Annotated in this window: 12 protein-coding genes; 7 read left to right on the forward strand and 5 right to left on the reverse strand. The window is 44.7% G+C overall.

Translation table 11 applies throughout. From position 1 onward, the window contains the following. Positions 1 to 68: 68 nt before the first annotated feature. Complete coding sequence (locus AC1U9Z_RS13545; RefSeq protein ID WP_479957839.1) at positions 69 to 740, reverse strand: hypothetical protein; 672 nt, start codon at positions 738 to 740, stop codon at positions 69 to 71. A gap of 150 nt (positions 741 to 890) precedes the next feature. On the opposite strand from AC1U9Z_RS13545, the gene AC1U9Z_RS13550 reads away from it, so the two are divergent. From AC1U9Z_RS13550 to AC1U9Z_RS13580, 7 genes are all read left to right on the forward strand, one after another. Beyond that, positions 891 to 1,418, forward strand: a complete 528-nt coding sequence (locus AC1U9Z_RS13550; RefSeq protein ID WP_479957841.1) for a rubrerythrin family protein — start codon at positions 891 to 893, stop codon at positions 1,416 to 1,418. A gap of 120 nt (positions 1,419 to 1,538) precedes the next feature. Then, positions 1,539 to 1,877 carry a YtrH family sporulation protein gene (locus AC1U9Z_RS13555; protein ID WP_479957843.1) on the forward strand — a complete coding sequence of 113 codons (339 nt, stop codon included), beginning with the start codon at positions 1,539 to 1,541 and terminating at the stop codon, positions 1,875 to 1,877. After that, positions 1,874 to 2,362, forward strand: a complete 489-nt coding sequence (locus AC1U9Z_RS13560; RefSeq protein ID WP_479957845.1) for a sporulation membrane protein YtrI — start codon at positions 1,874 to 1,876, stop codon at positions 2,360 to 2,362. The genes AC1U9Z_RS13555 and AC1U9Z_RS13560 overlap by 4 nt, the downstream gene beginning before the upstream one ends. Before the next feature lie 25 nt (positions 2,363 to 2,387). After that, a complete protein-coding gene (locus AC1U9Z_RS13565; RefSeq protein ID WP_479957847.1) occupies positions 2,388 to 3,047 on the forward strand; it encodes a DUF2250 domain-containing protein in 660 nt (219 codons plus the stop codon). A 135-nt stretch (positions 3,048 to 3,182) separates the two neighbouring features. Then, positions 3,183 to 4,274, forward strand: a complete 1,092-nt coding sequence (locus tag AC1U9Z_RS13570; RefSeq protein ID WP_479957849.1) for an efflux RND transporter periplasmic adaptor subunit — start codon at positions 3,183 to 3,185, stop codon at positions 4,272 to 4,274. 14 nt (positions 4,275 to 4,288) lie between these two features. Next, the gene (locus AC1U9Z_RS13575; RefSeq protein WP_479957851.1) at positions 4,289 to 7,378 is read left to right on the forward strand and encodes an efflux RND transporter permease subunit; all 3,090 of its coding nucleotides are present in this window, start codon (positions 4,289 to 4,291) and stop codon (positions 7,376 to 7,378) included. Between the two features lie 94 nt (positions 7,379 to 7,472). Then, on the forward strand, positions 7,473 to 8,690 hold the full coding sequence (locus tag AC1U9Z_RS13580; RefSeq protein WP_479957852.1) for a serine hydrolase: 1,218 nt from the start codon (positions 7,473 to 7,475) through the stop codon (positions 8,688 to 8,690). 14 nt (positions 8,691 to 8,704) lie between these two features. Here the strand turns inward: AC1U9Z_RS13580 and AC1U9Z_RS13585 are convergent, their stop codons facing one another. From AC1U9Z_RS13585 to AC1U9Z_RS13600, 4 genes are all read right to left on the reverse strand, one after another. Continuing rightward, complete coding sequence (locus AC1U9Z_RS13585) at positions 8,705 to 9,136, reverse strand: hypothetical protein (RefSeq protein WP_479957854.1); 432 nt, start codon at positions 9,134 to 9,136, stop codon at positions 8,705 to 8,707. Between the two features lie 199 nt (positions 9,137 to 9,335). Beyond that, positions 9,336 to 12,479, reverse strand: coding sequence for an efflux RND transporter permease subunit (locus AC1U9Z_RS13590; RefSeq protein ID WP_479957856.1), 3,144 nt, complete (start codon positions 12,477 to 12,479; stop codon positions 9,336 to 9,338). Then, a complete protein-coding gene (locus AC1U9Z_RS13595) occupies positions 12,476 to 13,606 on the reverse strand; it encodes an efflux RND transporter periplasmic adaptor subunit (RefSeq protein ID WP_333531723.1) in 1,131 nt (376 codons plus the stop codon). The genes AC1U9Z_RS13590 and AC1U9Z_RS13595 overlap by 4 nt, the downstream gene beginning before the upstream one ends. A gap of 34 nt (positions 13,607 to 13,640) precedes the next feature. Beyond that, on the reverse strand, positions 13,641 to 14,216 hold the full coding sequence (locus AC1U9Z_RS13600; protein ID WP_333531722.1) for a TetR/AcrR family transcriptional regulator: 576 nt from the start codon (positions 14,214 to 14,216) through the stop codon (positions 13,641 to 13,643). Positions 14,217 to 14,709: the final 493 nt, after the last annotated feature.

The raw sequence follows: 14,709 nt of genomic DNA on the forward strand, positions 1-14,709 counted from the left end.
GATCAAATCGACAGTAAATAGCAAGGGAGTGTCTCAGCTTTATGAGCTGCGACGCTCCCTGTTTACGTTTACTTTAAATAAGAATCAACCTGGTTTTCAATCTGTATTATCTCTTCCTCGCTCAGTTGCCTTCCCAAAAACTTGCTTAGGCTTTTGATAGCGGCACCAATGGCAATCCTTCTTACATCAATTTCAGGCTTTGGTTCCACCGGGGCAGTTCTGGGTTCGTATTTGGCAGAGGGGAGGCCCGGACTAATGGCGGCAGCCATGGCATCCAGGGAGGGTTGTGGCCTTTCATCAACATAACCCTGATCGGATATATTTTGTTCTTCAGCGGACTGTCTGGGTGAATCATCCCAGGGAAGATCATCCTTAGTAGGTAAAGAGGTCTGCCCACCGGAAAAAGCTACTTCCATAAAGGGAGATTCTTCTTCAATTGTTGGTGGTTCTGTGGCCAGAGAAGACTTTCTTTGCTCTCTCTTCTCCCGCGCCTTTTCCTTTTTTTGGACATAGTTATTAAAGGCATAGGCTATTTCCTGTTCAATTTGCAACAGTTCCATACGGTGCTGCTCCACAAAAATAGTGTAGTCAGGGTGGCCTTTTTCTACAATTTCCATTAATTCAAGCTGGTTAGCAATCAGTGCTTGAAGTGACGGTGATACCTTAATGGGCACACGGGCTAAATCTTTATCTACTTCGTGGCCGGAAACGGTAAATTCGATTTCTTGCTTTTTAACCAAAGCTAACACTCCTATACATAAGTCTGGTACATACTATAAATTGTAGCGAAAAAACGGGTAGCAGGTCAATATTAATGTGCCAAGTGCTGTATGATTTAGGTGGCATTTGGTAAAAATGGTATTATATTACCAATACTGGGGGTACCAAATATGAGCAAGAAAACCGTGGACAATTTAAAGGCAGCCTTTGCCGGGGAAAGTATGGCCAGAAATTATTACACTTTCTTTGCCTCCGTGGCCCGTAAGGAAGGCTGGCACGAAATAGCGGAGGTTTTTGAAGAAACCGCTAGGAATGAAAAGGAACATGCCGAGGTCATTTTAAAACTGTTAGGTGGCATCAAGGGTACCAAGGAAAATCTACTGGCTTCCATTGATAAGGAATCCTACGAGTGGAAGGATATGTACCCCGAGTTTGAGCAGATAGCCAAGGAAGAGGGGGAACAGGAGGCGGCTAAATTTTTTACCACGGTACAGCAGGTAGAATATCACCATGCGGAGCGTTTTAAAAAGCTGCTGGAATTACTAGAGAATAATAAGCTGCTGCAAAGGGATGAAAAAATCCAATGGAAGTGCCGGGAATGCGGTTATCTCCATGAGGGTAATGAACCACCGGAAAAATGCCCCCTCTGCAATCATAGCAAAGAGTACTATGAACCAGAGATAAAAGAATACCTGTAAGTATAAAAGACCTTGCCAAAGTAATTGGGAAGGTCTTTTTCTTTTCATAAAGAAATAGTATCTCAAGGGTATATTTTTATGGTTTCCCAAATAAGGTTTAACAGATTGTCCTTATGAGGGGTGATAAAAATAGAGACCTTTGAACATAAAGTGATCTTAATTTTCTTTACAGCCCTTGGTATTATGTTGGGCTCAGTGCTTATCGGCTCCCTGGCGGCCTTGTTGGTACGAGAACCATCCTTGGGAGTTATGTTAAAATTGTCCCGGGATATGAAAATATGGGCCATTGCTGCTGCCATCGGTGGCACCTTCTCCACCTTTGAAGTGTTTGAAAGTGGTCTTTTTAACGGGGAGGTCCGGGCAGTGATTAAACAGATTTTTTATATTGTTAGTGCCCTGGCCGGTACACAGGCGGGATATTACCTGATTCTGACCCTTTGCGGGGGTAACTCTAGATGAGGGCAGCATTTTTCAGGTGCTTGGCATTTCTGATACTGGGTTGTTTAGTGGGGGCGGCGGCAACCAATATGGTAATTGGCAAACAGGTGGATCATCTTACCTTGGCCAATCTAACTCTAAGCGGTCAATTGGCTGACACCCAAAGCGAATTGACAAAATTAAGGGATAATAGTAAAAAGAGACAGAAGCGGACCATAACCAATATTGAAACCTTTGTGATCCTGTCTTCCCGGGAAGGTTTAACGGAATATGATGAACTTAGCGTAAATATAGAAGCCAATGAGAATGTAGAAACCTGGCTTGCTCCCTTAATAGGACAGGAGGTAGAGGGCCTGGACATACTATGGATTCCCGGGGTAATTGATAACCGTGAAATAGAAGCCAATGGAAATAAGTACAGGCTGAAATCGTATCTGGTTGTCATCGATGAAAAAATTACTCTTTACTTAAAGGCTACTCAAATTAAAGGGGAAACCAAGCAGTAAAAAAATTTTAATATGGAGGAACCCTATGTCCATTTTCAATGCCAAATACCTTTCCGATGAGGAGATTTGGTCGAGGATTGATTCCTTCTATACGGAACGTTCCGAAGTAGAAAGCAAGCTGGGGGACCCGGTGATTAGTACCGATCCAGAAAGAATGCCCCAGTTCGCCAAGAGACTGTATGAATTGAATCAGAAATGCCTTCTTTTTGATCAATTGAAAGGTGCAGCACAGGATCTTAAAGAAATAAATGAGTTAATCGGCAACGAATTGCCCGAAGAACATGAATTAGGCCCCCTGCATCATGAATATGCCAAGGAATGTCAAGAGTTAGCGGGCCAAGTCTATGCTTTGCTAATGGAATTGGGACTGCTGCCGGAAGAAATTGAAGATGAAAAGGATTTAGAGATTTTACAGTTCATTGATTATGCAGGGCCGGAGTATGCCTGGCGTTTGGGAATTAATGTGGGTTTGGATGTGGAAGAATCCCGCAGCCGTTTGGAAAATTTATTGAATAAGGGCCTGTTGGAAAAGGTGCAGGGTAATATGCTGGTGGGTTACCATCGGCAAAAAGACTGGGTAAAGCACATGAACCATACCTACTACAGAATAACCAGAGCAGGCAGGCATTATTTAAGAAGATTACGCAGGGAGCAAGAGGAGCTTACCGATGAGAATGGAGGCTAAGGCCATGGAAAAATGTCCATGGCTTTTTCGGCGTTCCTTTTGAATTTTGACGAGGGTCTCCCAAAGGGAGGAAGGTGGGCAAAGTGTAGCAGTTTCTCTGAAGGGTAGAGAATTTAATAAAGGAGCAAAAGGAGTATGAAGAGGAAATGGAAGCTCTGGCTAATACCATTGGCAGCTATTTTAGCCCTTGGTATCTTTAAAGGTGGATTCTGGCACAAGAATGAAATGAAGCAGGAGGAACCGGTGCAGATTGTGTCCACCCAGCCGGTAAGCAAAATAAAGATTGAAAACATCCTTTCTCTGACCGGAAATATTGAGGCCTTTCATCAAGCAATTATTTGTGCTGAATTATCCGCAGGACGTGTAAGTGAAGTATTAGTTAATAATGGAGATCAGGTAACTGCGGGTCAACCCTTGGTTTATATAAAGAGTGATAGCATGACCCATTCCCTAGCCATTAATCAAGCTAGTTTAAAAAAGGCGGAGGCAGGACTTGCCACTGCCAGTGCTGATTATCAAAGATACCAGGAGCTTTATAAACAGGGGGCAGTTTCTGAAAAGGAATTTGAAAGCATGGAAACTGCACGGAAGTTAGCCGAGGCAGAAGTCAGTTCTGCTACTGCAGCCGTGGCCAACGCTGAGAAGGATTTGCGCAATACCACCATCACCTCGCCGATTGGCGGCCTTGTAGCCAATCGGAATGTAACCACCGGTCAGATGGTTTCTCTGCAAGGGCCTGACCTGATGACAGTGGAGGATATAGCAGCAGTTTATGTGGTGGTGAATATCGACCAAGGGGATCTGTCAAACCTTAAAGTGGGTCTTAAAACGGAGATAGCTGTGAATGCTTATGGAAATAAACAATTTATCGGTGAGGTGGCAGTTATTAACCCGGTGGCAAACAAAGATGCCAGAGTATTTGAAGCTAAAATCAAGGTACCTAACCCAGAATTTATGTTAAAACCCGGCATGTTTGCCAAGGTAAACATTAAAACCGGAGAGGCTGATAATGCCTTAGCGATACCCCAAGCAGCGCTAACAACTAAACAGGGTATGTACTTTGTTTTTATTTCCGAAGGTGACCAAGCTAAAAGGGTTCCGGTGGAAGTAGGACAAATCATGGATCAATTAGTTGAGATAAAGCAGGGCCTTAAGGAAGGACAAGAGGTAGTCATCACCAATGCCAACAAATTAAAAGACCAGGATAAGATCAAAGTCGCCAGGTAACAGGAGGAAAATTTATGTTTTTAACAAACCTCAGTTTAAAAAGGCCGGTTTTTGCGACAGTTACGATCTTGGCACTGTTGGCCGTAGGGATTATCAGCTGGCTAGGTCTCAATATCAATGACTACCCTGAGACTGAATTTCCCTATGTGGCAGTAACCGTTGTACAACCGGGAGCTTCGCCGGAGCAAATTGAAACCAAGGTGGTATATAAGCTAGAAGAGGCCATCGGGCAAATATCCGGTGTTAAACATATTTATGCCAACTCCCAGGAGGGAGTAGCCCTGGTTTTTGCCGAGTTTACCCTGGAGACTTCCCCAGAGGTGGCGGCCCAAGATGTACGGGATAAAATAAGCATCATCCGGGGTGATTTGCCTCAGGATATAGAAGAGCCGATTATTGCCAAATTCGATCCAATGGCCTATCCCATTGTCTCCCTGGCTGTAACCGGTGATATTTCTATGCGCGAAATGACGGTGATTGTGGAAGATCTCATAAAAAGAAGGCTTGAGGTAATCAAAGGGGTTGGTTCTATTGGTGTCTATGGAGATGAAAAAAGGGAAATTAAGATTAATTTAGATAAGGACAAGCTGGCAGCCTACGGAATTTCCACGGCTGAGGTTGTGAGCAGCCTGCGCAGTGAAAATATGGAGGTACCCGGGGGAAAGGTTGCTACTAAGGATAAGGAAATAACCCTTCGTACCGTGGGGGAGATTAAAAGGATTGAGGAATTTGCTAACTTGCCGGTGGCTAGGCGGGGAGGGGTACAACTTTACGTTAGGGATATTGCCACGATCGTGGATGGTGTCAAGGAGCAGGGGAGTATTTCACGCTATCAGGGGAAACCAGCCATCGGGCTGGATATTGTGAAACAATCCGGTGCTAATACGGTTGAAGTGGCGGATAAGCTAAAAAAAGTAGTGGAGGAAATCAAGGCAGAGCTACCCCCGGGAGTTAAATTGGAAATTGTACGGGATAACTCAGTATATATCCGGGACGCTGTAAAGGATGTGAGAAATACCCTTATTGAAGGGAGTATTTTGGCTGTTCTGACGGTGTTTATTTTCCTGCGGGACTGGCGCAGTACTTTAATCAGTGCCCTAGCTATTCCTAGTTCCATTATTGCAACCTTTTTTGCCATGAAGGTTTTGGGCTTTACCCTAAACTTCATGTCCCTAATGGCCCTTTCACTGGCTGTGGGACTATTGATTGACGATGCCATCGTGGTCATCGAAAATATTGTACGGCATTTAAGGATGGGAAAAACAGCCTTGGAGGCAGCCAGGGATGGAACAACGGAATTAGGACTGGCTGTAACCTCCACTACCTTAACCGTGGTGGCAGTGTTCCTTCCCGTAGGAATGATGAAAGGGATTACCGGGCAATTTTTTAAGCAATTTGGTATTACAGTTGCTTTTAGTGTGTTGGTATCACTTTTTGTTGCCTTTACCCTGGTACCGATGCTTGCCTCAAAATATTTACGGCTGGAGGAACAGGTGCCAAAGGGAATGATCGGTAGGTTTACCAACTGGTTTAACCGGGGCTTTGACCGGCTTACTGTAAAATATGCGGAATTCCTTAAAGTTGTCCTAAGAAACCGTAAGAAAACCATTGGCATAGCAGCTTTATTGTTTGTGGGCAGCTTAGCACTGATACCATTATTAGGTTCGACATTTATGCCCACCGGAGACGTGGGGGAACTATACCTGGCGGCTGATATGGATGCAGGCCTAAGTGTGGGGGCGGCTGGTTTGCTTACTGGTAAGATTGAGGAAAAACTTCGTCAATACCCTGAGGTTACCAAGGTATATTCCACCACAAAAGCCGACAGGGCCAATTTATTTGTTAAATTGGTGGGTAAACAAGACCGTGATCAGACCCTTGATGAAGTGGCAGCAGTACTGCGACGGGATTTGAATACCATCCCTGGGGTTAAGGTCACCGTCAACCAGCAGGGGGTCTCCGGTGAAGGGGCGATGGTTCAATTTCGATTGCAGGGTGAAGACTTAGAGCAATTGCAAATCTATGCTGAACAAGCCCAGCGGATAATGGAGAATATTCCCGGCTCGGTAGATGTTTCAAATAGTTACAAGCCAGGCAAGCCGGAGGGACAAATTCAGGTAAATTCAGATGTGGCGGCGGATCTTGGTGTCAGCACTGCCCTAGTGGGGGATACGCTGCGTACCCTTTTCAATGGGGTGGTGGTCAGCCAATTTGCAGATGGGGAAAACCGCTTTGATGTAAGGATACAGTTGGTTGAAAAGGATCGTGAAAGCTTGGCTGATCTGCAAAATATTTATCTGCCAGGCAGTTTTTCGGCAGAGGGTCAACCAGTTATGGTACCGTTAAGTCAGGTCACGGATACTGTTTTTTCTACCTCTCCTAGCGAAATCAATCGCTTTGATAGAATTAAGGAAATATCCTTGACCTGTAACCTGGAGGGTGTTTCCCTAGGGGAGTTTAATAAGGCCTTTAAGGAACAGGTTGCTCAGGAACTAAAATTACCCCCTGGCTACCGTTTTTATGAGGGCGGTGATGCAGAAATGATGGGAGAGACCTTTGTTGCCATGGTGTTGGCCCTGATTACTGCGGTACTGTTCATTTTCTTTATTTTGGCCGCACAATTTGAAAGCTATATCGATCCCTTTTCCATTATGCTTTCCTTACCCATGGCCATTGTGGGGGCTATCCTAAGCTTGCTGATACTGGGCAGCGACCTGAGTATCATGAGTATGATTGGTATTATTATGCTCATGGGCTTGGTAACCAAAAATGCTATTCTGCTAATTGACTTTACCAAACAGCAGCGGGCCAAAGGAGTGGAACGAAATGAAGCTTTGGGTAAAGCAGCCCTGACTCGGTTGCGTCCGATTATAATGACCTCCACCGCTATGATTTTTGGCATGCTGCCCTTGGCTTTGGCACTGGGTCCCGGGGCCGAAGGTCGGGCACCCATGGCCCACGCCATCATCGGGGGGCTGATTACTTCGACCTTATTAACCCTGATAGTTGTGCCTGTTATTTACACCCTTTTGGATGATTTTAAAAATAAGGGGCATCGGATCAAAGAAAACCTTATTACTAAAATAGAACACAAAAATAATTAAAGCATGCATTTTGCGTGCTTTAATTATTTCCAGCCATAAACGGATGCTGCAAGGGAACCCTAACCAAGATGAGATTAATATGAGGTGGTAATAAGTGAAGGATCAAAGGAATTTAGCAAACGGTATATTTATTCTAATCGTGGTTCTGTTTTTCTATACAGGGAATGCCTTTGCCCATGGGATCGTTAAGCCTGCCAATGATGTTTTTTATCTCTATGATGACGAACGATCCGTGTTGGAAACAGGCAGCTTTAGCGAAAAACCAATGCTTTCTGCATATACCGCAGTGGTTATGGATGCCCAGACCGGGCAAGTTCTTTATGCCAAGAATCCTCACCAACCCAGGCCCATTGCCAGTACTACCAAAATTATGACAGCCCTGGTGGCCATGGAAATTGGCAATTTGCAGCAGGTTACGTCAGTAAGTCCCCAGGCTGCCGGTGTAGAGGGCAGCAGTGTATATCTAAGGGCGGGGGAAAAATTATCCCTGGAACAACTTCTTTATGGGGCTTTACTGCATTCTGGCAATGATGCCTGTGTGGCTATCGCAGAGCAAATTGCCGTCCGGGAGGATATCTTTGTTAATCTAATGAATTTAAAGGCTCAGAGATTGGGAGCAAAGAATACAAACTTTTGCAACTCCAATGGGTTACCCAGTGACAAGCATTACTCCTCTGCCTATGATTTGGCCCTGATCACCAGGGAGGCCTTAAAGAACCCTGTATTCAGTAAAATCGTTGCTACAAAAAGCCACACGATCCCGGGATCAGGAGGTGCCCGATCCTTAAACAATACCAATAAAATGCTGTGGAGCTATCAGGGGGCCAACGGGGTAAAAACCGGCACCACCAACGCCGCAGGTAAGTGCCTAGTTGCAGCAGCCCAAAGAGATGGGCGTCAATTAATTGCCGTAGTGCTGCACAGTGATGATCGTTGGAATGAATCCATTAAATTGTTAGATTACGGTTTTAGTCGTTATGAAAACCGCTTGCTTGCCAAAGAGGGGGAACCCTTTGCGTCCATTGGGGTTATGGAAGGGGTTATAAGCAAGGTGCCGGTTACGGTTAACAGGGATGTTGTGGTGACGGTGCCGGTGGATCATTCCGCAAAGTTGGAGCAGGTGGTGGAGTTGTCTAAAGAACTTAATGCACCGCTACAGACGGGACAGGTTGTGGGTAAGCTTCAGGTATTGGTGGATGGTCAAGCTGTGACTGGAGCAAGCTTAGTGACCATGCAGGGATGCAAACAAAAACCATACCATCAATTAATGTGGCAAAGGGCCGGCGATAAAATAAAAAATTACCTACCCTAGGGTAGGTGACAAATCTAAAAATATTTACCCAGGAATTGGTGTTGGGCCTGGTTGCCACAGGGACAGGAAAGGGTAACCCTTACCAGGTCATATGAATACTTAAAGCCTGATTGATCCAGCTTTATATTGATCCGAATTTCCTGACCGCCGCATTTATTACAGCTTATTCTTATTCCCCTGGGCAGGTGGGTAAACATTTCCAGGTCATCAGAGCCACACATATCTTCAATTTTAAAGTAGTGGTAGGATAGATTTCTGCATTCCGTAGAGGCGCAAAACAAAGATAGAGAGAAATTTTTAACCACTTTATTACTTAGAAATTCAACTTCTGGCAGAATGCTGGCTTCTATGTTGCCACACTGGTTACATAGCTGATCAAAATCCCCCGGCATACTAAAATCATTAATTTTTTGTGCAGAAAATTTTAACTGTTTAACTTGGTTCACGATACGATCCATCCTTGTTATAACATTGTTTAGTATATTATTTTTACAAAAAAGTCCTTATTCCTCTAGGAAAAAATGCCATATTACATAAATGTTGTGAATGACCCCTGTGGCGTTCCGCTGCTGTGTATTAAAAATAGGAGTGTCGCTAGTTACCGAGTAATTTTGCGACACTCCTATTCTAATTTAATAGGTAATTTTAGCTTGACACGGTTTTCGATTTGAGGAAGGGTAATTTGTTAAGCAGCTTGCTGTACTTACCAGAGAATTTTTTACCCAAGTCATCAAAGAGTGTATAAACCACTGGTACAAGCACCAGGGTAATTACTGTGGAGAAGGTCAAACCAAAGGCAATTACAATAGCCATTGGTGCCTGGGCTTCAGCACCTTCGCCGCTGCCAAAGGCCATGGGCAGTAAGGCCAGTACAGTTGTCAAAGCAGTCATCAAAATGGGACGCAGTCGTATTGGACCAGCCATTAAGATTGCCTCATTACGTTCATGTCCTCTTCGACGCAGTACGTTAATATAGTCTACCAGTACGATGGCGTTATTTAACACAACACCCACTAGCATGATCGCGCCAATCATTGCCGTTACACTGATGGGGTTCCCTGTGACACCTAGACCAAAGATCGCACCAATAAAGGTTGGCGGCAGGGAGAACATGATAATAAAGGGCTGGAACAAAGATTCAAACTGAGCGGCCATAACCATAAATACCAGTAACACCGACAGCAACAGGGCCAGCCCCAGACTTGCAAAGGATTCTGCCATATCCTCAGCTTGACCACCGAAACTAACTTCGTAGCCGTCAGGTAAAGCTAATTGATTAAGGGCTACTTGGATATCCTTATTGATACTGCCGATGTCACGACCGATTACATCGGCTGTGACGGTAATTTCCCGGGATTGATCCGTACGAGAGATTGCTGCCGGCATGTGGTGGGATTCGATGCTTGCCACCGCAGATACGGGTACCCTAGCCCCAGTTGGTGAAACAATGGTTAGGTTTGCTAAGGTATCAATGCTCTTACCAGTGTCTTCTGGGGTCAGCATACGGATGTCCACTTCATCAGCGCCGGTACGCATTTGACCGACCAATCTACCATCAAAGGAAGTACTCACTGCTGAGAGAATCTGACTGGCGGATAGTCCGTAGCGGGCAGCTTGTTCTCGATCGACATTAATGCGCATCTCGGCAGTGGCTTCTGTCATGGAGTTGGTCACGTTTCTGGTGCCCTCTACATCTTTAACCGTTTCGACAAGCAAGTCGCCAATTTGTTCCAGTACCTCTAAATCATCACCGCGGATGCCAATTTGAACTGCACTGCCGGAACCGGCACCGGAATTGTCTGTAATTGCTACGGTAATATCGGCACCAGGGGTATCTTGCATGGCTTGACGCAGTTTTTCTGTAGCTTGCTCCGTAGAAATCTTCCGTTTTTCCAAGGGCACTAGCTTAATCTGTAGGGAGGCTTGGTCACTGGCACTGCTTCCCAGGAAAGAGAGTTGGCCACCACCCACCGTGGTAAAGATACGCTCGATTTCCTTTACCTCGTTGCGAGCTATGTTTTCCAGGTCCTTAGCAACCCGTGAGGTTTCTTCTATCTTTGTACCTGCGGGCATTTCAATATTTACCGAAATTTCACCCTGATCCATGGTGGTTATAAACTCTGTACCAATTAAAGGAGTGGCAGCAATACTGGCTATGAGTAAAACTGCAGTTAAACCAACGACCTTTTTCCGGTTTCCAAGGGACCAATTTAATATACGACCATAACGTTGATTCAAAGAGTGTAAAAATTTGCCAAACACGATAACCGGGTTTTTTGTTTTACCCTCCGGCAGTGTTTCGTCCGCCGGGGCAACATTTCGCAGCAATCGTGCGGACATCATGGGAACCAAGGTTAAAGCAGCAAAAAGGGCTGCAATGTGAGAAAAACTTACCGTTAAGGCCATGGGTTTAAATAATATCCCGGCGATTCCTTCTACGAATACAATGGGCATGAAAACCACCACTTGGGCTAAGGCCGACGCGGTCACAGCATTTGACACCTCAGCGGTACCCAGCTTAGCAGCTTCAATAATACTAAAACCGTTTTGACGATAGCGGTAAATACTTTCTAAAACTACCACAGAGAAGTCCACCAGGGAGCCCAGACCTAGTACCAGTCCACCTAGGGAAAGCATGTTAATGGATTGGTTACCAAAATACATCATGGCAAAGGTAGCGATGATGGAAATGGGGATGGTCAAGGCTACTACCAGGGTACTCCGGACGCTGCGTAGGAACAGATAGAGGACGATCACGGCAAACATGCCGCCCAATAGGCCGTGTTCCACAACGTTATTAATGGAGTCCTTAATAAATTTAGAGGTGTCCATCACGGTGGTAATTTCAATACCATCCGGAAGAGTTTTGTTGAGCTCTTCAACCTCTGCCATGACCTCGTTGGCTACGGTAACGGTATTGCCCCCGGTGGCTTTCATGATACTCATGCCCAAAGAGGTTTTACCATCTGTAAATGTATATGTGTTCTCTTCTTTAAAACCATCTTCGATGGTGGCGAGATCTTTTAATGCAATGGAGTTGCCGGTGGCAAGACTAATCCGCACTTCTTTCAGTTGGTCTATGCTTTTATATTCACCAACCACCCGGATAGTAGTTTGGCTAGAGCCTTTGTCCACTTGGCCTGCGGTACCATTAATATTATCAGAAGCGATGGACTGCATAATTTGCCCGGCACTTAAGCCATAGGTTTCCATTTTTGCGGGGTCCAGAATAACTTTAATTTCCCGAGTTTTACCACCGCTGATATAGACAGAACCGACACCCTTAATCCGTTCCAGACGAGGCTGGATTTCGTCTTCGGCAATTCTCTTAAGTTTTACTAAATCGCCATTAGCACCGGTTAATGAGAAGGAGATGATGGGTGCTTGGTTAGGATCTAGTTTCATAACCCGAGGGGAGCTGGCATCGTCGGGCATCATAGCACTGACAAAGTCAATCTTTTCCCTTAAATCAATGGCAGCATTATCCATATTGGTGCCCCAGTTAAATAAGACAATTACCAGGGAGAAACCGTTTTGGGAATTAGAGCGAATTTCCGAGATATTTTCAGTAGTGGCCATTGCTGATTCTAAAGGTTTGCTGATCAATTCCTCAACTTCGGCTGGCGACGCTCCGTCATAAGAGGTAGAAACAATGGCAACGGGGAGTTCCATTTCAGGGTAGAGATCTACCGCCAGACGTGGCAAGGAAAAGAGACCCAGAACCACTAAAGCAATAATCAGCATGGAAATGGCCACCGGGCGATCAACAGAGATGTCTGCTATTTTCACTTAGAGGCACCCCCCAGTTCTTTGACCACTTTCACCTTCTGCCCTTCACTCACCAGCCGGTTACCGGTAACGATAACGGTTTGACCCTCTTTTAAACCAGAGCTAATTTCTGTTAATTCTCCGGAGGTAGTGCCTACCTTGACGGATACCTCTTTGGCTTTACCATCTTCTACAATAAAGACGGTATATTGTCCATCTCTCTCAAGAACGGCATCGATCGGTAAAACTAGCACACCGGTGGAGGTACCGGTTGATAAATTTAAGCGGGCCACCATGCCAGGTTTAATATCACCCTTTTCATTTGGTAACTGAACCTCCACGGCAAAGGCTCGAGTAGCAGGGTCAGCCTTTGGAGCCACGGAAAGAACGGTACCGGTCACGGTTTTATTGATGGCGTTGACGGTCACAGGTACCTTCGTGCCGGCTTTAATGGAATCCACCACGTTCTCGGAGACATTTACCTTAACCTTAGTCGTATCCATTTGTACTACGGTTACTGTTGATACTTGGGGACTTACCATTGCACCGGGATCTACATTAATAGCAGCCACCACGCCGTTAATGGGGGAGACCACAGTAGCATTATTGTAGTTATCCTGGGTTGTATTTAAAGATGCCTGGGCTTGTTTCACCTGGGCCTCGGAGACCTTTAAGTTTGTTTGGGCACTCACTAAACCGCTTTCAGCCTGCTCAAATTGTGACTTGGAAATGGCTTGGGAATCATAAAGTTCTTTGCTTCGGTCAAAGTTTATTTGGGCATCTTTAAGCCCTTGTTGAGCCCGTTCCAAATTGGCCTGGGCTAAATCGAGGCCGGCCTCTGCCTGGGCAAGGGCATTTTGAGCATCGTTGCCCTCCAGTTGGAACAGCACCTGACCTTTATGTACTTTATCTCCTACTTTAACTACGACATTTTGTACACGACCGGAGACCTTAGGCATTACATTAACATCCGCCCCGGCAATAATTTCACCCGTAGTATTTAAAGAATGGCTAAGGTCGCCGGTGGAAATTTTGGTGGTTTCCACAGGAACCAGTTTTTCCTCTACCTTGGGGGCTTCTTTGCCGCAGCCTGTCATTACCACAGCAAGTAATAGCAGCAGACTAACAGTATTTATGAGTTTTTTCAAAATTAGTTGCTCCTTTCGAATATTTATTGATTAATTAATTAGCACGAACCCCAGTAAGAAAAATATCTAAGGCAGTTTTCATCGTTTCTTCTAATAACTGCTTATCCTGGTGCATGAAGGATTGGAGAACGCAGCCTTCAAAGATGGCTAAAAAGGACCGGGTCAAAATTTTGGGGTCCATGGGCTTAAATTCGCCATTTTCTACTGCTTCCTTAATAATGGTAAAAATGACATTGGTGGGTTTATCAATTTCATAATGCATTTTAATGACGTTTTCTTTATCCTTATTTTGCAGAAGAAATTCCAGTACTAAGGCAGTGAACGGTGTGTCTACATCTTGTAGATGATGCTCTACATATTTTACCAGCTTATCCGAGGCTGTATGGGTGTCCTTTAGAGTTGCTATGTAATGGGCGTTCCATTCTTCCACCAAGCGGGTAATAAGATAAATGAAAATTTCTTCCTTGCTTTTAAAGTGCCAATAAATGCCGCCCTTGCTCATGCCGGATGCCTTAGCGATTTCGTCCACGGAGGTTGCCCCATAACCAGATGCTAAGAAGCAAGATAAGGCCGCATCGGCAATGATGTCCTTTTTAACTTCCTTTGCCAAAAAATTATCTCCTTTCCAAACAGACTGGTCGGTCTGTTATGATTGTATAGGTCAGATACAGGGCATGTCAATAATTTTATATGAAGGGAAAAATAATTATTTTTGGCAAAGGAAATATCAGAAAGAACTCATATATTCGGTAGATATTTTCTTTGTATAATGTTCGAAACATTGGAAATAATATCATATGAAAAAACAACACCAAAAACACAAAAAAGCCTTGCATTAAGAAATAATAAGTGTTAACATAATAAATGTCGCCGCGAGGTGATGAGAAAAAATTACCACTTGCAACGAACACAGAAAAAGTGGTAAGATAAGCTTCCGGTCGCGAGATCGGGACAAGCAAAATCGGTCTTTGAAAACTAAACAGCAGATGATGGATGAAAAACAGGTCAAGTCAAAAGTCATCGTTAAGATGAAACTAAGACGACCACAAAAAACATCCTCGTCAAGCGTTATGAAAAGACGCTAGCGAGTAAATCAAGGATAA

The sequence above is a fragment of the Desulfotomaculum sp. genome (assembly GCF_982386235.1).